At 74.6% G+C, this 22,240-nt stretch carries 3 protein-coding genes; all 3 read right to left on the bottom strand.

The features are described 5' to 3' along the window. Nucleotides 1-7: 7 nt before the first annotated feature. Genes Q5425_RS05010 through Q5425_RS05020 form a run of 3 tightly spaced genes read right to left on the bottom strand, consistent with a single transcriptional unit; the run spans nt 8 to nt 22,202 of the window. On the bottom strand, nt 8-1,213 hold the full coding sequence (locus tag Q5425_RS05010) for a cytochrome P450 (RefSeq protein WP_308670899.1): 1,206 nt from the start codon (nt 1,211-1,213) through the stop codon (nt 8-10). Next, nucleotides 1,210-2,460 carry an MFS transporter gene (locus tag Q5425_RS05015; RefSeq protein WP_308670900.1) on the bottom strand — a complete coding sequence of 417 codons (1,251 nt, stop codon included), beginning with the start codon at nt 2,458-2,460 and terminating at the stop codon, nt 1,210-1,212. The genes Q5425_RS05010 and Q5425_RS05015 overlap by 4 nt, the downstream gene beginning before the upstream one ends. Continuing rightward, nucleotides 2,457-22,202 (bottom strand): non-ribosomal peptide synthase/polyketide synthase, encoded by a 19,746-nt coding sequence (locus Q5425_RS05020; RefSeq protein WP_308670901.1) that lies wholly within the window; start codon nt 22,200-22,202, stop codon nt 2,457-2,459. The genes Q5425_RS05015 and Q5425_RS05020 overlap by 4 nt, the downstream gene beginning before the upstream one ends. Nucleotides 22,203-22,240: the final 38 nt, after the last annotated feature.

The raw sequence follows: 22,240 nt of genomic DNA on the forward strand, positions 1-22,240 counted from the left end.
CTGGGGCTCACGCCGGCTTCACGTCCAGCGGCAGGTGCCGGACGCTGACGATCACCGACGGGTTCTGGAACACGACCTCCGCATCCCTCGCCACCGCCAGCTCCCGGTACCGCTCGAACAGCACCTCGAACGCGATCCGCCCTTCCAGCCTCGCCAGGGGCGCGCCGAAGCAGAAGTGGATGCCGTGGCCGAACGTCAGGTGCGGGTTCGGGTTGCGGGCCGGGTCGAACGCGTCCGGGCGGTCGAAGAACGCCGGGTCGCGGTTGGCCGACGCCAGGTCGGCCATCAGGATCGAGTTCTCCGGGATGCGGTGGCCGCCCAGCTCGATCTCGCGAGTCGTGCGGCGGCCGAGCTCCGGGAACGGCGGCAGCAGCCGGAGGACCTCCTCCAGCGCCGGCGGCAGGCCGGCCGGGGCGGACCGCAGCGCCGCCGCGGCCGCGGGATTCCGGTCGAACGTCACCACCGCGTTGCCCAGCAGCGCCGTCGTCGTGATGTGGCCCGCGATCAGCAGCAGCGCGACGAACCCCACGATCTCCTGGTCTTCCAGGCGCTCGCCGTTGAACTCCGCCTCCACCAGCCTGCTGGTCAGGCCCGGGCCCGGGTGGGCGCGGTGGTGGCGGATGTGGTCGAGGATGTAGGCGTTCATCTCGCGGATCGTCGGGGCGATCGCGTCCAGCGCGCGCTGGATGTCCGCCATGTCGGCCGACTCGCCCAGCTGGTCGCCGCTGAACAGGACCTGGGCCCAGCGGGTGAACAGCGGGCGGTCGGCCACCGGGACGCCCAGCAGCTCGGCGATCACGATGATCGGCAGCGGGTACGCCAGCGCGTCGACGACGTCGAAGCGGGACGCCCCGGCGACCTCGTCGAGCAGCTCGCCGGCGATGGTCCGGATCCGGGGTTCGAGGCCGGCTACCACGCGCGGGGTGAACGCCTGGCTGACCAGCGTGCGGAGCTTGCGGTGGTCCGGCGGGTCCATCCCGACGAAGTTGCCCTTGCGGAAGGTCTCGAAGTCCTCCTGGACCGGGGTGAGCCCGCTGAAGTCCGACGAGAACGTCGCCGGGTCGGACAGCACCCGCGAGACGGACGGGTGGTCGAGCACCCGCCACAGCCCCCGCTCCTCGTCGTGGTGCACCGGGCCGCGCTCGCGCAGCCCGGCCGAACGGGCCAGCAGGTCTTCGAAGGCGAAAGCGAGGTCGGGTTCCTGGGTCGTCATGACGTCTTCTCCTCGGTCGTCGGCTGGGGGGCGGGGGTCAGGGAGTCGGCGCGGGGGAAGCGGCGCAGGGTGGGGCTGATCGTGACCACCACGGTCACCAGCGCGATCCCCGCGGCGCACAGCAGGACGGCGTCCGTGCCGGGGAACGCCTGCACCACCAGGCCGCCGAACGCGGGCCCGGTCGCCGCGGACACCCCGCCGATCACGCCCATCACGCTGGTCAGCCGTCCGCGCAGCCGGTCGGGGGTGAGCAGCAGCTGGTAGGTGCCGATCGTCGTGTTGGCGGTCGGCGGGAGCAGGGCCATCCCGACGAACAGCGCGCCCAGCAGGTAGCCGTCGTGGATCACCGCCGCCAGCGGGGTCAGCAGGGTCAGCACCCAGAACACGCTCATGATCGACACATACGGGCTCAGCCGCCGCTGCAGGTACGGCGCGATCAGCGAGCCCACCACCCCGCCGACGCCGAGCATCGCGGCCATCACGCCGATCTCGCCCGAAGTGACGCCGCGCTCCTTGGCCAGCACGATGATGACGATGTAGTAGGCGCTGAAGAAGAAGTTCAGGCTCACCGCGCACGCCACCGTGACGCGCACGTGCCGTTCGCTCCACACCCAGCGCAGCCCCTCGAGCATCTCCTTCCCGAGGTGGCCGTCGCCGGTCGCCGCCGCCTCGCGCTGCGGCGCCCGGACGAAGGTCAGCGCGACCAGCGAGATCAGGTGGACGAGCGCGTCGAACGCGAACGGGACGACCCGCCCGAGGCCGTAGAGGAACCCGCCGACCGCGGTGCCCGACAGCTGGCCGAGCGCGCCGCGCGCGGAGTTCATCGCCACCGCGGTGGGCAGCTGGGCCGGCGGCACCACCCCGGCCAGCATCGCGCCTTCGGCGGGGCCGAACAGCGACCGGCAGCAGCCCAGCACGGCCGCGACCGCGATGAGGTGCGGAATGCGCACCGCCTCCCACCAGATCGCCGCCGCCAGGCTCCCCACCGCCAGCGCGTACACCGCCTCGCAGCCGAGCAGGATCTTCTTGCGGTCCCAGCGGTCGGCCAGCGCGCCCGCGGGCAGCCCCGCGACCAGCTGGGCCATCGCGTCCACGCCGAGCACCAGCCCGGACAGCGCCGGCGAGCCGGTCACCGCCAGCACCAGCAGCGGCAACGCGATCATCGAAGCGCTGAACCCGGCTTCCGACAGCGCCTGGCTGCCCCACAGCAGCCGGTAGTTCCGGTTCCGGGAAAGCCGCGTGGTCACCGCCGCTCCTTCCGGCGGGCCGGGTCCTGACTGTCGGCGGCGATCAGCCGCAGCGCGGCCGCGAAGTCGCCGGCCACCGCTTCGACGGTCTGCCGGTCGTGGCGGCCGGGCTGGTAGATCAGCGAAAACACCAGCTCGCCGTCCTGCACCGCGCCGACCAGGTCGAGCAGGTGCGGGTGGTGCTCGGCCGGGTCGTGGTCGAGACCGAGCGAGCCGCAGACCTCGGTGTAGAGGCTCTCGGACGCCGCCGTCCCGGCGGACCCGGACCCCTCCCACTGACCGAGGTAGTTGAACGAAATCTGCGGCTGCGGCCCGGAGCCGGCGAGCCGCTCCCGGACGTCCGCCTCGCCGAGGTGGCGGAGGGCGCCGTAACCGAACCCGTTGCCCGGCACGGCCCGCAGCTGCTTGCGGACCGACTTGACCAGCGTCCGCCAGTCCGGGCTGTCGGCCTCGTCGGCGGCGGCGGCGTTGATCGACAGCGCCACCGGGTACAGCGTGGTGAACCAGCCGACGGTCCGGTTGAGGTCGACGCCGTCGAGGACGTCCTCCCGGCCGTGGCCCTCCAGGGCGATCGACACGTCCGGGCGCCCGGTCCAGCGGGCCAGTGCCCAGGCCAGCGCGGTCAGCAGGACGTCGTTGACGCGCGTGCGGTAGGCCGACGGCGCCGAGCGCAGCAGGGCGGTGGTGTCGTCGCTGCCGAGCACCACGGTGACCTCCGCCGTGCCGGTGCCGCCGCCGTCCCGGTCCACCGGCAGCTCACCCGAGGCGGGCAGGCCGGTCCAGTAGGCCAGTTCGTCGTCGAACCCGCCGGCGCGGACGTGGTCGCGGAGGCGGTGCGCCCAGTCGCGGAACGACGTCGTCCGCGGGCCGAGGTCGGCCGGGACACCCCGGGCGGCCTGCCGGTAGGCGGTGTCGAGGTCGTCGAGCAGGATGCGCCAGGAGACGGCGTCGACCACGACGTGGTGCGCGGCCAGGAACAGCCGCGGCCGCCACGCCGGATCGGCGGTGACCAGGACGGCGGCCAGCAGCGGGCCGTGCGTGAGGTCGAACCCGGCGTGGACGTCGTCGGCGATCTTCTCCAGCGCGGCCGCCCGCTCGGCCTCGGGCACGGCGGTGAGGTCCTCGTGGCGCAGCACCGGCACCGGCTCGACGTCGGCGTTGTGCTGGTGCCAGCCCGCTTCGGTGCGGGTGAACCGCATCCGCAGGGCGTCGTGGTGGGTCCACACCGCGGCCAGCGCCCGCCGCAGCGCGCCGGCGTCGAAGCCGTCGGCCAGCTCGACCAGCGTGGACTGGTTGAAGTGGTGCGGGTTGACGGTGTGGGTGGCGAAGAACCAGTCCTGGATGGGGGTCAGCGGCACGGGTCCGGTGACCGGGCCGTCCGGCTCCGCCGTCTCGGCCACCGCGCCGGCTTCCGGGGCCAGCGCGGCGACGGTCTGGTGCAGGAACAGGTCCTTGGTGGACAGCTGCAGCCCGGCCTGCCGGGCGCGGGACACGACCTGCATGCTGAGGATGGAGTCGCCGCCCAGCTCGAAGAAGTTGTCCGCGGTGCCGACCCGGTCCAGGCCCAGGACCTGGGCCCAGATCTCGCACAGCACCCGCTCGGCCGGGGTCACCGGCTCGACGTGGCGGGTGGCGGGCTCGGCCGCGGCGGCCACCACGGGCAGGGCCCGGCGGTCGACCTTGCCGGTCGGCCCGAGCGGCAGCGCGGGCAGCTCCAGCAGGGCCGAGGGCACCGAGTGCCCGGGCAGCGACCGGGCCAGGAACTCGCGCAGCCCGGCGGCGCCGACGGACTCCGTCCCCGGTTCGGCGACGAAGCAGGCGACCAGGCGCTTGTGGCCCGACTCGTCCTGCTGGACGGCCGCGACGGCGGCGGCCACCCCGGGGTGCCGGGTCAGCGCGGCCTCGACTTCGCCGAGCTCGATCCGGAAGCCGCGCACCTTGACCTGGTCGTCGGCCCGGCCGCCGAACTCCAGGTGCCCGGCGACGGTCCACCGGACGACGTCGCCGGTGCGGTACATCCGCTCCCCCGGTGCCCCGAACGGGTTCGCGGTGAACCGGTCGGCGGTCAGGCCCGGCCGGTCGAGGTAGCCGCGGGCCAGGCTCGGCCCGGCGACGTACAGTTCGCCGGCCACGCCGATCGGCACCGGTTCGAGCGCGGCGTCGAGCACGTAGACGCGGGTGTTCGGGATGGGCCGGCCGATGGGTGGCGGCGTGCCCGGGACGAGCGGCTCGCTCCAGGTGGCGACGATCGTGGACTCGGTGGGGCCGTAGGCGTTGATCATCCGCCGTCCGGGCGCCCAGCGGTCCACCAGCTCCGCCGGGCAGGCGTCCCCGCCGACGACCAGGGTGCGCAGGTCCGGCAGGTCGGTCGCCGGAACGGTGGCCAGCGCCGCGGGCGGGATCAGGGTGTGGGTGATCCGGTGGGCGGCGAGGAACTCGGCGAGCGGTTCGCCCAGCAGCGGCTCGGGCGGGACGACGACGAGCGCGGCGCCCGAGGGCAGCGCCAGGCAGAGTTCGAGCACGGAGGCGTCGAAGCTCGGCGAGGAGTAGGCCAGGACCCGGTCGCCTTCGGTGACGCGGAGGTGTTCGGCTTCGGCGGCGGCGAAGGAGGCCAGGCCGGCGTGGGTGACGACCACGCCCTTCGGACGGCCGGTGGAGCCGGAGGTGTAGATGATGTAGGCCGGGTGCCCGGGGCGGACGGAGACGGGCGGCGCCGGCTCACCCTCGAACAGCGCCGGGTCGTCCAGCGTCAGCACTTCCACGCCTTCCGGCACCGGCGGTGCCAGGCCGTCGGAGGTCAGGACCAGCGCCGGGCGGGCGTCGGCCAGCATGAACGTGATGCGCTCGATCGGGTACGTCGGGTCGACCGGGAGGAACGCCCCTCCCGCCTTCAGCACCGCCAGCTGCGCGACCACGATCTCCGCCGAGCGGGGCAGCGCCAGCGCCACGATCCGCTCCGGGCCGATGCCGTGCCCGGCCAGCACCCGCGCCAACCGGGACGCCCGGGCGTCCAGCTCGGCGTAGGTGAGGGACTCGTCCGCGAGCACCGCCATCGCGTCCGGCGTCCGCCGGGCGCGGGCCGCGATCAGCTCGGGCAGGGTCGACGGCTCCACCGGGCGGGCCGTGTCGTTCCAGGGGCCCAGCACCAGTTCGCGTTCGGCCGCGCCGATCAGCGGGAGCCGGGACAGCGGCCGGTCCGGGTTCTCGGCGACGCCCGCGAGCAGAACGCCCAGGTGCGCTGCCAAGCGGTCGATCGTGGCCGCGTCGAACAGGTCCGTGTTGTACGTCAGCGCCGCCCGCAGCACTCCGCCGTCCGGCTGGAACTCCAGCGTCAGGTCGAAGTTGGCCGCCGTCGCCGGCTGCGGGAGTTCCTCGGTCTCCAGGCCCGGCAGGCGGGTCGCCGCGCGCGGGCTGTTCTGCAGCACCACCATCACCTGGAACAGCGGGGTGCGGCTGGGGTCGCGGCCGGGCTGCACGGCGTCGACGACCCGGTCGAACGGCAGGTCCTGGTGGTCGAACGCTTCGCGGACGCCCGTGGCGACCTCGTCGAGGAACGCCGTGAACGCCGCCTCCGGGCGGACCCGCGACCGCAGGACCACCGTGTTGACGAAGAACCCGACCAGCCCCTCGAGCTCGGGCCGCTCCCGGCCGGAGGTGACCGTGCCGACGGCGACGTCGTCCTGGCCGGCCCAGCGGCCCAGCAGTACCTGGCACGCCGCGACGAGCGTGGTGAACAGGGTCGTCTCGCGCTGCCGGCTCACCTGCTCGAGCCGGGCGGTCACCGCCGCCGGGACGACGATCTCGCGCGTCGCGCCGCGGGTGGTGCGCACCGGCGGGCGGGGCCGGTCGGTGGGCAGCTCGAGCGGGGCGAGGTCGCGCAGGCGCTCGGTCCAGTAGCCGGCCTGGCCGGAGAGGACCCGCTCGGCGAGCCGTCCGCGCTGCCAGGCCGCGAAGTCCGCGTACTGCACCGGCAGCGGCGGCAGGTCCGCCGGTTCGCCGCGCAGCGCGGCCGCGTAGAACGCGCCGACCTCTTCGGCGATGAGGCCGTTCGACCAGCCGTCGGTGACGATGTGGTGCACCGCCACGGTGAGCACGTGCTCCCGCGGGGCGAGCCGGATCAGCTTCGCCCGCAGCAGCGGCCCTCCGCTCAGGTCGAAGGGCTGTTCGCCGTCGGCGCGCAGGATGTCCGCGAGCTCTTCCTCCCGGGCCTCGACGACCGGCAGCGGCACCGCGGAGGGCGGGTGCACGACCTGGACCCCGTGGCCGTCGGCCGAGCCGAACGTGGTGCGCAGCGGCTCGTGCCGGGCGACCAGCGCGGTGAACGCCCCGGCGAGCGCGGCGACGTCCAGTTCGCCGCGCAGGCGCACCGCCGAGCTGGTGACGTACTCGGTGCCGCCGGGCTCGAACTCGTCGAGGAACCACAGCCGCTGCTGGGCGAAGGACTGCGGCAGCTCCTGGTCGCGGGGCACGGCGGGGATCGGGTCGGTGGCGGTGGCTCCGACGGTTTCGATCGCGGCGGCGAGCCGGGACACCGTCGGGTGGGCGAACACCGCCCGCGGCGACAACGAGACGCCGCATTCGGCCAGCAGCCGGGAAACCAGCCGGATGCTGAGGATCGAGTCGCCGCCGAGCTCGAAGAAGTTGTCCTTCGCGCCGACCCGTTCGACGCCGAGCAGCCGCTGCCAGATTTCGGCGACCGCACGCTGGGTCGGCGTCGACGGCTCGACGTAGGGCCGCTGCGACGGCACCGGGCCGTCCGGGGCAGGCAGGGCGCGGCGGTCGACCTTCCCGTTGCGGTTCAACGGAAGCGCGTCGAGCACCAGCACGACGGCGGGCACCATGTACTCCGGCAGTGCCGCGGCGGTGTGCCCGCGCAGCTCGTCAGGATCCGCGGCGCGCTCGAGGACGACGTGCGCGATCAGCCTCCGGGTGCCGGAGGGATCGGTGTGGATCGTCGCGACCGCCTGGGCGACCGCCGGGTGCGCGGCCAGCACGGCCTCGACCTCGGCGAGCTCGATCCGGAACCCGCGCAGCTTGACCTGGTCGTCGGACCGGCCGAGGAACACGAGTTCACCGTCGGGCCCGCGCCGGACGACGTCGCCGGTGCGGTACATCCGCTCCCCCGGCGCGCCGAACGGGTCGGCGACGAAGCGCTCGGCGGTCAGGCCGGGGCGGCCGAGGTAGCCGCGCGCCAGTCCGGCGCCGGCCAGGCACAGTTCCCCGGGTGCCCCGGCGGGCAGCGGCCGCAGCTCCGCGTCCAGCACGTACGCGCGCATGCCGTCGAGCGGGCGGCCGATCGGCACGGGCTCGGGCACGCCCGTGTCCCCGGTCATCCGGAAGGACGTGGCGAAGGTGGTGGTCTCGGTGGGGCCGTAACCGTCGACCACGACGAGGCCGGGGCACGCGGCCTGGACCGCCCGCACCACGGCGGGCGGGACGACGTCGCCGCCGGTCCACACCTCGCGCAGGCCGCGCAGGCCGTCCGGGGCGTCCTGGGCGAGGAGCCGGAAGAGCCCGGCGGTCAGCCACGCCGCCGTCACGTCGTGGGCGGAAACCGCGCGCCGCAACGATTCGACGGTCAGGTCGGGCCCGTCGGGCAGGACGGTCGCGCCGCCGGTGAGCAGCGGCACCCACAGCTCGTAGGTGGAGGCGTCGAAGGCGAGCGGCGAGTGCGCGAGCACCCGGGTGTGGGCACCGCCGGCGAACCGGCCGTCCTGGGCCAGCGCGGTGATGTCGCGGTGGCGCACGGCGACGCCCTTGGGGACGCCGGTGGAGCCGGAGGTGTACATGACGTAGGCGAGGTTTTCCGGAACCACCACCGGTTCCGGCGCGGTCCGCGACCGCTGCTCGCCCACGGTCAGCAGCGGTCCACTGTGGACGATTTCGGCCGTCGGCACCCAGGTGTCGCCGGCCACCACGACGGAGACACCGGCCTCGGCGAGCACGGCACGCAGGCGCTCCTGCGGGGCCCGGGTGTCCAGCGGCACGTAGGCCGCGCCGGCCTTGAGCACGGCGAGTTCGGCGACGACGTGGTCGACCGACGGCTCGAGCAGCAGCCCGATCCGGTCCTCGGCGGCGACGCCGAGGCCGGCCAGCCGCCCGGCCAGGTGGTTCGCCCGCTCGTCGAGCTCGACGTAGGTGAGCGTCCGGTCGACGGCGAGCACGGCGGGGGCGTCCGGGTGCCGCCGCACCTGGTCGGCGAACAGCGCGGGCACCGTGGACGGCGTCCCGGCGGCGCCCGGGCCGTGGGCGTCGGCGAGCACCCGGGCGCGTTCGGCGGCGCCGGCCCAGGGCACCCGGGCCAGCGGCCGGTCCGGGTCCGCGGTGACGGCGTCGAGCAGCAGGACGAGCCGGTCGGTCATGGCCGTGACGGTTGCGGGGTCGAACAGCGCCGGGTCGTAGGCGAGGTCGAGGGCGAGGCCCTCGTCCAGGGACGCCCGCAGGCACAGCGGGAAGTTGGTGGCGTCGGCCGAGGACACCTCGGCGACCCGGGGCGCGCCCGCGGTGGCGGGTTCGCTGATCGGGTAGTTCTCGAACACCACCATGCTGTCGAACAGGTTCTGCCCCGCGGGGACGTCGCTGAGCGGGCGCAGCCGGGCCAGTGACACGAAGTCGTGGTCGCGGGCCTCGCTCTGGGCCGCCTGCAGCTGCCCGAGCCACCGCGCGACCGGCTGGGCGCCGGGCACCCGGACGCGGGTGGCGATGGTGTTGATGAACAGCCCGATCATGGTTTCGACGCCGGCCAGGTCGGCCGGGCGGCCGGAGACGGTGGTGCCGAAGACGACGTCACGGTCGCCCGACAGCATGGCCAGCAGCAGCGCCCAGCCGCCCTGCACGACGGTGTTGACGGTGAGGCCGTGGGTCTTGGCGAACTCCCGCAGCCGCAGCGTCGCGGCCGGCGGCAGCTCGACCCGGACCGAGTCGGTGGACCGGGACTGGTGGGCCTCGGCCGGCGGACGGTCGTACGGCAGCGCCGTCGGGGTGTCGAAGCCGGCGAGGGTGGCCCGCCAGAACGCGTCGGCCGCGGCCTGGTCGCGCCCGGCCAGCCAGCCGAGGTAGTCGCGGTACGGGCGCCGGGTGACCAGGGCGGGCCGGACGCCGGCGGTCGCGGCGGCGTACTGCTCGCAGGCCTCGGCGAAGACCTGCGCGGAGCTCCAGCCGTCGAACAGCACGTGGTGGGAGGTCCACACCAGGTCGACCTCGTCGCCGGGCAGGGCGGCGATGGTCAGCCGGGTCAGCGGGGCCCGGGTCAGGTCGAACGGGACGGCGCGGTCGGCCGCCAACGCCTCGCGCAGGGCGGTTTCGCGGTCCGCCGGGCCGAGGTCGCGCCAGTCGTGGTGGGTGACCGGCAGGGTCGCCGCGCGGTCCACCACCTGCACGGGCTCTTCGACGCCGGTCCAGACGAGCCGGGTGCGCAGCACCGGGGTCCGGTCGACGACCCGCTGCCAGGCCGCGGCGAGCGCGGCGGGGTCGGCGACGCCGGCGAGCCGGATGCGGACCTGCTCGAAGTAGGCCGGGGAGCCGTCGTCGAGCAGGGTGTGGAACACCATCCCGGCCTGCAGCGGGGTGAGCGGGTAGACGTCCTCGACCGCGCGGCCGTCGCCGGCGACGGTGTCCAGCTCGGCCTGGCTCAACCGGGCCAGGGGGAAGTCCGACGGCGTGCGGCCGCCGGCGGCCGGGCCGGCGCAGTGCGCGACGATGTCCCGCAGTGCCGTGACGACCTGCTCGGCGAGCCCGCGCACGGTGTCTTCGCGGTGCACGTCGGGCGCGTAGGTCCAGGCCAGTTCGAGGCGGCCGCCGTCGACGATGCCGACGACGTCCAGGAGGGCCGTGCGCGGCCGCTGCGGGTCGATGTCGGGGCCGAGGTCCCCGCCCCAGCCCCGGTACAGCCCGCTCTCGTCGCCACCGGCGGTCCACTGTCCGTGGTAGTTCAGGGAAATCTGCGGCACCGGGTCGTCGTGCCGCCGCAGCGCGCCGTAGCCGAGCCCCTTGCCGGGGACGGCCCGCAGCTGCTCCTTGACGGCTTTCAGGGTCGATCCCCAGTCTTCGGTCGCGGGGAGGGTGAGCGCGACCGGGTACTCGGCGGTGAACCAGCCGACCGTGCGGGACAGGTCGAGGTCGTCGAAGATTTCCTCGCGGCCGTGCCCTTCCAAGCCGACCAGGACGCGTTCGCGGCCGGTCCAGCGGGCCAGCACCCGGCCGAGCGCGCTGAGCAGCACGTCGTTGATCTGCGTGCGGTAGACCTCCGGGACCTGGTGCAGCAGGGCGTCGGTCGTGTCGCTGTCGAGGCGGACGGTGACCGTGCGGGCGCTTCCGGCGGTGTTCTCCCCCGCCGCGTCGACGGGCAGGTCCGGGACGACGCCGTCGAGCACCTCCGTCCAGTACGGCACTTCGGTCTCGAAGCTGTGCCCGGCCAGGCGATCCGCCCAGCGGAGGAAGCTGACCGGCGCCGGGCCGAGGTCGATCGGCCGGCCCGCGATCGCTTGGCGGTAGGCGGTTTCCAGGTCGTCGAAGAGGATGCGCCAGGACACGCCGTCGACCACCAGGTGGTGGACGACCAGCAGCAGCCGCGGTGCCCGCCCGGGAGCGGTGACCAGCGCGGCCGCGACGAGCGGGCCGCCCTCGACCCGCAGCGCCGCCCGGGCCTCGGCCGCGACCGTGCTGATGTCCCCATCGGACACGTGCCGTAGGGCGGGGACTTCGGCGTCCGGCCGGAACTCCTGCCGCCACCCGTCGCCGGTGCGGGTGAACCGGGTGCGCAGGGCGTCGTGGCGGGCCAGCACCGCCTGCAGCGCGGTTTCGAGCGCGGGGAGGTCCACGTCCGGGTCGAGCTCGGCGAGCGTGGACATCGTGAAGTGGTCGTGGTGGCCGGTCTCGAAGAACCACCGCTGGATCGGGGTGAGGGGCGCCGCGCCGGTGAAGCCGGCTTCGGGCTCGGCCGCCGCTTCGGTGCCCGCGACGAGCGCGAGCTCGGCGATGCTCTGGTGGCGGAAGACGTCCCGGGACGTCAGGCGCAGGCCGTGCCGCCGGGCCCGGGAGACGACCTGGATGCTGAGGATCGAATCCCCGCCGAGGGCGAAGAAGTTGTCGTCCACCCCCGGTTCCGCGACCCCGAGGACGTCGGCCCAGATCTCCGCCAGCAGCCGTTCGCCGTCGGTGCGCGGGGCGGTGCGGCCCTCGGCCGGGGCCGGGTGGACGGCGGGCGCGGGCAGCGCGCGGCGGTCGACCTTGCCGCTGGTGGCCAGCGGCAGCACTTCGAGGGGGACGAACACCGACGGCACCAGGTGGTCGGGCAGGGTCGCCTTCAGCGCCGTCCGCAGCCGCGCCGGGTCCGCCGGGGAGCCGCCGGCCGGGACGACGTAGGCGACCAGCCGGGCGTGGCCGTCGTCGCGGCGGGCGACGACGACGGTGTCGGCGACCTCGGGCAGGGCGCGCAGCGCCGCCTCGACCTCGCCCGGCTCGACCCGGAAGCCGCGGATCTTGACCTGGTCGTCGGCGCGGCCGAGGTACTCCAGGTACCCCTCGGCGGTCCAGCGGGCCCGGTCGCCGGTGGCGTACATCCGGCTGCCGGGCGGCCCGAAGGGGTTGGCGCGGAAGCGGTCCGCGGTCGCCCCGGGGCGGTTGAGGTAACCGCGGGCCAGCTGCACGCCGGCCAGGTGGAGTTCGCCGGGCACGCCGATCGGGGCCGGGCGCAGCCGGTCGTCGAGGACGTAGGCCCGCACGTTCCCGACCGGGCGGCCGATCACTTCGCGGGTGGTTTCCCCGATGCGGCAGAGGGTGGCGTCGACCGTGCATTCGGTCGGGCCGTAGAGGTTGAACGCGGTGACGCCGTCGAGGTCGCTCAGGTCGCGCCACAGCGCTTCGCCGACGGCTTCCCCGCCGATCAGCAGCACGGACGGGCGGTGTTCGCCGAACCCGGCGTCCAGCAGGTGCCGGACGAACGACGGCGTCGAGTTGACCAGGTCGATCCGGTTCCGGGCGACGTACCCGGCGAGCACGGCGGGGTCGAGCCGGGTGTCGGCGTCGATCACGTGCAGCTCGTGCCCGCCCGTGAGCATCAGCAGCACGGTTTCCCAGGACGCGTCGAAGGTGAACGCGGCGGTCAGCGCGACCCGCAGCCGGTCCTTCCCGGCCGCGGCGGTGAACTCGTCCGCGTGGTCGACGGCGAAGCTGGCCAGCGCGCGGTGGCCGACGAGCACGCCCTTCGGTGTCCCGGTGGAGCCGGAGGTGTAGATCGCGTAGGCGGCGTGGTCCGGGGTGAGCGGCGCGAGCCGGTCCGCATCGGTGAGGTTCGTGTCCGCTTCCTCGGAGGGAACCGGTTCGGTGAGCACCAGCACCGGCCGGGCGTCGGCCAGCAACGCCTCCCGCCGCCGCTCGGGCAGCTCCGGATCCAGGGGTAGGTGCACGGCACCCGCCTTGAGCACCGCGAGGATCGTGACCACGAGTTCCGCCGAGCGCGGCAGGGCGACGGCCACCAGCCGCTCGGGCCCGGCACCCCGGGCGACGAGAACCCGCGCGACCCGGTTGGCGCGGGCGTTCAATTCCGCGAACGTCAGCGTCGTGTCGCCGCAGACGAGCGCGGTCGCGTCCGGGGTCCGGGCGACCATGGCCTCGAACAGCTCGACGACTCCTGCGTCCGGCACCGGCCGGCCGGTGCTGTTCCACGTCTCGACGACGAGGTCGTGTTCGGCCGCGGGCAGCAGCGGGAGCGCGTCGACGGGCCGGTCCGGCTCGGCCGTGACGGCGGTGAGCAGGACCGTGAGGTGTTCGGCGAAGCGGCGCATCGTCGCCGCGTCGAACAGGTCGGTGTTGTAGTTGATCGAGCCACGCAGGCCGTCGGGCCGTTCCTCGAACTCGACGCTCAGGTCGAACCCGGCGGTGGTCATCGGCAGCGTCAGTTCCCCGGCGGTGAGCCCGGCGAGGGCGGGCAGGCGGTTGCCGGCGTTCTGCAGCGTCACCAGCACCTCGAACAGCGGGGTGCGGGCGGGGTCGCGGTCGGGGCTCAGCTCGTCGACGATCCGCTCGAACGGCACCTCCTGGTGGGCGAACGCGTCCAGGACGGTCCGGCGGACGGCACCGAGCAGCTCGCCGAAGCCCGCGCGTCCGTCCACCCGGGACCGCAGCACGACCGTGTTGACGAAGAGGCCGACCAGGTCCTGGACTTCCGCGTGGTCCCGGCCGGAGGTCACCGTGCCGACGGCGACGTCGTCCTGGCCGGACCAGCGCCGCAGCACCAGCTGGCAGGCCGCGACCAGCGCCGTGAACAGCGTGGTGTCGCGGTCCCGGGCCAGCCGGCGCAGCCCGGCGAGGGCCTCGGCGCCGAGGGTGAACTCGTGTTCGGCGCCGTTCGACGTCCGCGTGGCCGGCCGGGGGCGGTCGGTCGGCAGATCGAGCGGGCGCAGGCCGTCGAGCTCGTGGCGCCAGAAGCCGAGCTGGTCGGCGAGGAACTCGCCGGTGAGGCGATCACGCTGCCACGCGGCGAAATCCGCGTACTGGACGGGCAACGGCGGGAGCTCGGCCCGCTCGTCGCCGTAGAGGGTGGCCAGCTCCCCGACGAGAACGCCCATCGACCAGCCGTCGGTGATGATGTGGTGCAGGGACAGGACCAGGGCGTGCTCGTCCGGGGCCAGGCGGACGAGCCGGGCCCGCAGCAGCGGGCCGCGAGCGAGGTCGAACGGCCGGGCGAGGTCTTCGGCCAGCAGCCGCCGCAGGTCGTCTTCCGCCGTCGGGCCGGCGAGGTCGGTGACCGGCAGCGCGAGCTGCCACGGCTCCCCCACGACCTGGCGGGGGCGCCCGTCGACGGCCGGGAACGTGGTGCGCAGCGACTCGTGCCGGGCGATCAGCGTGGTGAGCGCCCGGGCGAGCGCGCCGGGCCGCACGTCCCCGCGCAGCCGGACGCCGAAGACGGTGACGTGGTCGGTGCTGCCGGGGGCGAACTCGTCGAGGAACCACAGGCGCTGCTGGGCGAACGACAGCGGCAGCTCGCCGTCGCGGGTCACCGGGGTGATCGCCGCGGACAGCGGGGTGGCCGGCGCGGCGGGCAGCGCGGCCGCCAGGCCCGCCACCGTCGGGTGGTCGAACACCGTCCGCGGGGACACGTCGACGCCGAAGGCCTCGCGCAGCGCGGAGGTGAACCGGATGCTGAGGATGGAATCCCCGCCCAGCTCGAAGAAGTTGCCGTCGGCCCCGACGCGGTCCAGGCCGAGCGTGGCGGCCAGGACCGCCGCGACGGTGCGTTCGGCGTCGGTCCGGGGTTCGGCGAACCCGGCGCTCTCCGTGCCCGCCGCGACGGGCGCCGGCAGGGCCCGGTGGTCGAGTTTCCCGTTGCGGGTCAACGGGAGTTCGCCGAGGGTGACGAACGCCGAGGGCACCATGTAGTCCGGCAGCGACCGGCCCAGGTGCTCGCGCAGCCGCGCGGTGCTCGGCGGGTCCTCCGGCGTCGCCGGGACGACGTAGGCGACCAGCCGCTTGCGGCCGGGTTCGTCCTCGCGGGCCAGCACGGCCGCCGAGCCGACGTCCGGCAGGGCGAGCAGGGTGGCCTCGATCTCGCCGGGCTCGATGCGGAAGCCGCGGATCTTGACCTGCTGGTCGGCGCGGCCGTGGTAGCGCAGGGCTCCGCCGTGGGTGCGGGACACGCGGTCGCCGGAGCGGTACATGCGGGACCCGGGCGCGCCGAACGGGTCGGCGACGAACCGGGCGGCGGTCAGCCCGGGACGGCCGAGGTAACCGCGGGCCAGGCCGTCGCCGGCCACGTAGAGCTCGCCGGGCACGCCGGCCGGGACCGGGTTCAGGTCGGTGTCGAGGACGTAACCGCGCAGGTCGGGCAGGGCGGTGCCGATCAGCCCGGTCGCACTGTCCACATCGGACGACAGGTCGTGCTGGGTGACGTGCACGGTCGTTTCGGTGATGCCGTACATGTTGACCAGCCGCGGCGTGCGGTCGCCGTGGCGGGCGAACCAGCCGGCCAGCCGGCGCGTTTCCAGGGCTTCGCCGCCGAAGACGACGTACCGCAGCGCGAGCCGCGCGCCGGCTTCGGGATCGTCCTCGTCGGCCCGGACGAGCTGGTAGAAGGCCGACGGCGTCTGGTTGAGCACGGTGACGCCTTCGTCGGCCAGCAGGCGCAGGAATTCCCGCGGCGAGCGGGACACCGCGTGCGGCACGACGACGAGCCGGCCGCCGTGCAGCAGCGGGCCCCAGATCTCCCAGACGGAGAAGTCGAACGCGTAGGAGTGGAACAGCGTCCAGACGTCGCCGGAGCCGAAGCCGAACCGGGCGGCGGTCGCGGCGAACAGGCGGGTGACGTTGCGGTGCGGGATCACCACGCCCTTGGGCAGCCCGGTCGAGCCGGAGGTGTAGATGACGTACGCGGGGTTCTCCGGGGTGCAGCGCAGCGGCGGATCGGTTTCGGGACCCGTCTCCACGGTGACGTCTTCGGGAGCGAGGACGGCGACGGGATCGGTGTCGGCGAACATCCGCTCGACGCGTTCGGCGGGTGTGGCCGGATCGATCGGCAGGTAGGCGGCCCCGGCCTTGAACACGGCGAGGATCGCGACAACCTGGTCCGCCGAGCGCGGCAGGCGCAGGGCGACGAACCGCTCGGGCCCGGCGCCGAGGTCGATCAGCTTGTGCGCCAGGCGGTTCGCCCGCGCGTTCAGCTCGGCGTAGGTGAGCTGGGTGCCGTCGGCGGTGAGCGCGACCGCGTCCGGGTTCGCCGCCACCTGGGCGGCGAACAGCTCGGTGATGGTCGGCGTGGGCAGCGACGGCAACGGGTCGGCGGTGAGCCGGGCGCGGTCGGCGGCCGAGAGCCACGGCAGCCGCGCGATCGGGCGGTCCGGGTCCTCGGCGATCCCCAGCAGCAGCGTCTCCAGCCGGGCCGCCAGCGCTTCGGCGGTTTCCGCGTCGAACAGGTCCGGGTCGGTGCCGAGCTCGAAGCCCAGGCGCCGGTCGACGTAGGCGCGCAAGGTGACCGGGAACGTCGTGGCGTCGAGCGCGGTCACCTCGCGCAGGGTGACGCCCGCCTGCGCGGCGGCGTTCTCGTCGAAGGGGTAGTTCTCGAACGCGACCATGCTGTCGAACAGGTTCTCCCCCGAGGGGACGTCGCTGAGCGAGCGCAGCTTCCCCAGCGCGACGAAGTCGTACCGCCGGGCCTGGTTCTGCTCGTCCTGCAGCCGCTGCAGCCACGCGAGCACCGGCTCGCCGCGGTCGATCCGCGTCCGCGTCGGGACGGTGTTGATGAACATCCCGATCATGGTCTCCACGCCCGGCAGGTCGTCGGGGCGGCCGGAGACGGTGGTGCCGAACACGACGTCGGACTCGCCGCTGGAGTGGGCCAGCAGCAGCGCCCACGCGCCCTGCACGAGGGTGTTGACGGTCAGGCCGTGGCGCCGGGCGACGTCCCGCAGCCGGTCGGTGTCCTCCGTGGACAAGGAGGTCCGGACCGAGCGCGACGAGCGCGTCCGGTGGGCCTGGGCCGGGGGCCGGTCCCAGGGCAGCGGGGTCGGGGCGGCGAAGCCCGACAGCACGGACCGCCAGTGGTCTTCGGCGGCCGTGACGTCCTGCGCGGCGAGCCAGCCGAGGTAGTCGCGGAACGGCCGGTGGGCCGGCACCCGCGGTACCCGGTGCTCGGTGATCGCGGCGTACTGCTCGCACACCTCGGTGAAGATCTGCGCCAGGCTCCAGCCGTCGAGCACGATGTGGTGGGAGGTCCACATCAGCAGCACGCGGTCGTGGGTCAGCGCGACGATGCCCAGCCGCATCAGCGGGGCGGTCGCGAGGTCGAGCCCGGCGGCGGCGTCCTCGGCCGACAGCCGCGCCAGCTGGGCGGTCTGCTCGGCTTCGGACAGCCCGCGCCAGTCGTGCCGGGTGATCGGCACGGCGGCCCGGTGCCGCACGACCTGCAGGGGTTCCTCGACGCCGGCCCAGACCAGCTCGGTCCGCAGCACCGGGGTCCGGTCGGCGACCTGCTGCCAGGCCAGCGCGAAGGCATCGGGGTCGCGGACGCCGTCGAGCAGCATCCGCGCCTGGTCGACGTAGGCGTCGGCGGTGGGATCGAGCAGGCTGTGGAACAGCATGCCCGCCTGCAGCGGGGTCAGCGGGTAGATGTCGTCGACGTCGCGGCCGTCGCCGGCCAATCTGTCCACTGTGGATTGGTCGAGCCGGGCCAGCGGGAAGTCCGACGGCGTGCGGCCGCCGGCGTCCGGGCCGGCGCAGTGCGCGACGATCTCCCGCAGGCCGGTCAGCATCGCTTCGGCCAGCTCGCGGACGGTGTCTTCGTCGTTGACCTGGTCGGAGTAGGACCACGTCAGCGACAGCTCGCCGGACTCGACCACGCCGGTCACGTCCAGCTGGTAGGTGCTCGCCTCGTCCGGGGCGATGTCCGCGCCCGGGCTGTCGTGCCGGCCGCGGAACAGCCCGGCCGCCCCGGCCTGGGCGTCCCAGCGGCCGTGGTAGTTGAAGCAGACCTGCGGCAGCGGGAACGCCTGCAGGGCGTGCCCCGGCGCGCCGGGCTCGCCGAGGTAGCGCAGCGCCTCGTAGCTCAGGCCGCGGCGCGGGACGGCCCGCAGCTGTTCCTTGACCGCCTTGAGGGTGGCGCCCCAGTCGCCCGACGGCGGCAGGTCGAGCGCCACCGGGAACTGGGTGGTGAACCAGCCCACCGTGCGGGAGAGGTCGACGCCGTCGAGGACGTCTTCCCGGCCGTGTCCCTCCAGGGCGATCAGCACGCCGTCTTCCCGGGTGCGGTCGGCCAGCGCCCGGCCGAGCGCGCTCAGCAGCACGTCGTTGACCTGGGTCCGGTAGGTCGCCGGCACCTGGTGCAGCAGCGCGTCGGTGTCTCCGGCGCCGAGGGTCACGGTCAGCGTGCGGGTGGAGCCGGTCGTGCCGGCCCCCGCGTGGTCGGCCGCCAGCGCGGCCGGGACCCGGCGCGCCACGCGCGTCCAGTGCTCGAGGTCGTCGTCGAACCCACCGGAACGGACGTGCTGCTCCAGCAGGTGCGCCCACTGGGTGAACGGCGTGGCCGTGGCCGCGAGCCGGACCGGCGCCCCGGCGACGACCTGGCCGTAGGCGGTTTCGAGGTCGCCGAGCAGCAGCCGCAGCGACACGCCGTCGGTCACCACGTGGTGCACGGCCAGGAACAGCAGCGGCGGCCGGGTGCCGCGCAGGAGCAGCGCCGCGCCGGCGAGGGTGCCGGTGGTGAGGTCGAGACCGGCGCGCACCTGCGCGGCGGCGGCTTCGATGCCCGCGCGCTGCCCGGCGTCGCCGAGGGACGACAGGTCGCGGATCCGCAGGACCCCGGTCGGCGGGGTGGGGGTGATCTCCTGCCGCCACTGCCCGTCGACGGTGAAGAACCGGGTCCGCAGGGCCTCGTGGTGGGCGACGACCGCGTCGAGGGCGGTCCGCAGCGCCTGCTGGTCGACGTCGGCGGGCAGCTCCAGCAGCTGCGACATCGTGAAGTGGGCCAGCGGCCCGTGGGTGTCGAAGAACCAGTGCTGGATCGGGGTGAGCGGCGCCGGGCCGGCGATCGGCCCCGCCGCGGCCGGGGCGTGCGCCGCGGCGGTCTGCACCGCGGTCGCGAGGCCGGCGATGGTCTGGTGCAGGAAGATGTCCCGCGAGGTGAGCCGCAGCCCGGCCTGGCGGGCCTGGGCGACCACCTGGATGCTGAGGATCGAGTCGCCGCCGAGGCCGAAGAAGTTGTCCTCCACCCCGATCCGGTCGTTGCCGAGCACCTCGGACCAGATGGCCACCAGCTGGTGCTCGACGGCGGTGCGCGCGGGCACGTAGGTCTGCCCGCCGTCCGGCGGCGCGTCGGGGGCCGGGAGCGCCCGGCGGTCGACTTTTCCTTGCGGGGTCAGCGGGATCGCGTCGATCGGGACGAACACCGAGGGCACCAGGTAGTCGGGCAGGGTGGCCCGCAGCGCCGTGCGCAGGTCCGCCGCCGGCGGCGCGGCCTCACCGGCTCCGACGACGTAGGCGACCAGCCGGGCGTGGCCCTCTTCGGGCCGGGTGGCGACGACGACGGCCGCGGCGACCCCGGGCAGGCGTACCAGCGCGGCCTCGACCTCGCCCGGCTCGACCCGGAAGCCGCGGATCTTCACCTGGTCGTCGAGGCGGCCCAGGTACTCCAGCTGCCCGTCCGCCGTCCAGCGGACGCGGTCGCCGGTGCGGTACATCCGCTCGCCCGGCTCGCCGAACGGATTGGCGACAAAACCACCGGCCGTCCGGCCCGGGCGCCCGAGGTAGCCGCGGGCGAGCTGCGCCCCGGCGAGGCACAGCTCGCCGGGCACGCCGGCGGGCACCGGCCGCAGGTGCTGGTCGACGACGTAGGCGCGGGTGTTGGCCAGGGGGTGGCCCAGCACCGGCCGGGTCGTTTCGCCGACCCGGCAGGAGACCGCGTCCACCGTGTACTCGGTCGGGCCGTAGAAGTTGTGCGCCACGGTCACTTCGGCGTCGGCGAGTTCGCGCCAGAGCTTTTCGTCGAGGGCTTCGCCGCCGAGCATGAGAATCTTCGGCCGGTGGCGCGGGTCGGTGAGCAGCCCGGCGGGGATCAGGCGGCGCAGGTAGGTCGGGGTCAGGTCGAGGAAGTCGATCCGGCGCTCGGCGATGTGGTCGACCAGCGCGTGGGCGTCGAGCCGGACGTCCTCGCCGATCAGGTGCAGCTCGTGGCCGTCGGCCATGAGCAGCGGGCCCTCCAGCGACGTGTCGAACGACAGCGTCGCGGTCAGCGCGACCCGCAGCCGCCGTCCCGGGGCGGCGAAGTCGTTGCGGTGGTTGAAGAGCAGGTTGGTGAGGTTGCGGTGCGGGACGGCCACGCCCTTCGGACGGCCGGTGGACCCGGAGGTGTAGATGACATAAGCGGTGTTGTCCGGCCGCAGCGGCGCAAGCCGGTCGGCGTCGGTGAGGTCCGCGGCGGAGTACTCCGGCCGCGCGGCCGCGATCTCCGCGGGGCCGAGGACCAGGGTGGCCCCGGCGTCCGACCGCAGCAGCTCTTTCCGGTCGGCGGGCAGCGCCGGATCGATCGGCAGGTACACCGCACCCGCCTTCAGCACCGCGAGGAAGGCGACGATCGCCTCGGCCGTGCGCGGCAGCTCGAGCGCGACGACCCGCTCGGGGCCGGCGCCCAGCGTGACGAGGTGCCGGGCCAGGCGGTTGGACATCGCGTTGAGCTCGGCGAAGCTCAGCGCGACGTCCCCGGCGACGAGCGCCGTCTCGTCCGGGCTGCGCTGGGCCTGCGACTCGAACAGCTCGGTGACGGTCGCCTCGGGCACGTCCAGTGCGGTGGCGTTCCAGCCGGTGAGCAGCCGGCGCTCCTCGTCCCCGGTCAGCAGCGGCAGCTCGCCGACGGGGCGCCGCGCGTCGGCGGCGATCGCGGTCAGCAGCACGGTGAGGTGCTCGCCCAGCGCGACGGCGGTCCGCTCGTCGAACAGGTCGGTGTTGTACTCCAGCGACCCTTCGAGCGCGTCCGCGGCCGGCTGGAACTCCACGGTGAGGTCGAAGTTGGCCGCTCGGCGGGCCACTTCGACCGGCTCGGCCGTCAACCCGGCGAAGTCCGCCGGGCCGCCCGCGCTCCCGTGCAGCAGCACCATCGCGTCGAACAGCGGGTTGCGGCTGGCGTCGCGGTCGAGGCGCAGCGCTTCGACGAGCTTCTCGAACGGGGCTTCGGCGTGCTCGAAGGACTCCAGCACGGTGGTGCGGACGGCGTCGAGGAACGTCCCGAACGGCGCCGTGTGGTCCACTGTGGACCGGATGACGACGGTGTCGACGAAGAAGCCGACCGTCCGCTGCAGCTCCGGCCGGTTCCGGCCGGAGACCACCGTGCCCACGGCGATGTCGGAGCGGCCGGTGTAGCGGGCGAAGAGCACCTGGCAGGCCGCGACGAGCACGGTGTACAGCGTGGTGTCGTGGACCCGGGCCAGCTCGGCCAGGCCGGCCGCGACCTCGGCCGGGACGCTGAAGTGGTGCACGGCACCCGCCGTCGTGCGCACGGCCGGCCGGGGCCGGTCGGACGGCAGGTCCAGGGGTTCGACGCCGGCCAGCTGCGTGGTCCAGTAGGCGAGGTGCCGGTCGAGGGCGGGCCCGGCGAGCCGGTTCCGCTGCCACACGGCGAAATCGGCGTACTGGACCGCCGGTTCGGGCAGGTCCGCGGGCTCGCCGCGGACGGCGGCCGCGTACAGCGCGGCGAGCTCGCCGACCAGGATGCCCATCGATTCGCCGTCGGTGACGATGTGGTGGGCGGTGATCAGCAGGACGTGGTGTTCGTCGGCGACCCGCACGAGCAGCAGCCGCACCAGCGGCCCGCGGCGCAGGTCGAACGACCGGCCGTACTCGGTCCCCAGCACCTCGTCGAGGTCGGCGGGCCGCAGCGCGGGGTCGGTGGTCAGGTCGACCGTGCGCACCGGGATCTCCGGGGCGGGGTGGACGACCTGCACCGGGGTGCCGCCGGCGTCGTCGACGGTCGTGCGCAGGGATTCGTGGCGGGCCACCAGCTGCGCCAGCGCGCCGGTGAGCGCGCCCGGGTCGAGCGGGCCGGTCAGCCGCAGCGCCACGGCGCTGTTGTACTCCGCGTCCCCCGGGCGGAACTCGTCGAGGAACCACAGGCGCTGCTGGGCGAACGACAGCGGCAGGGCGTTCTCCCGCGGCGCCCGGCCGATGACGTCGGACCGCTCCGCCCGCCCGGCCAGCCGGCGCTTGAGCGTCTCCCGCAGCTCCGCGGGTAGCGCGTCGATGCGGCTCTTCCTCGAGGTGGTCATCGCTTTCGTGTCCTTACAACGCAGTTCGGGTGGTCCGG

It is taken from the genome of Amycolatopsis sp. A133, assembly GCF_031082405.1.
Taxonomy (GTDB): Bacteria; Actinomycetota; Actinomycetes; order Mycobacteriales; family Pseudonocardiaceae; genus Amycolatopsis.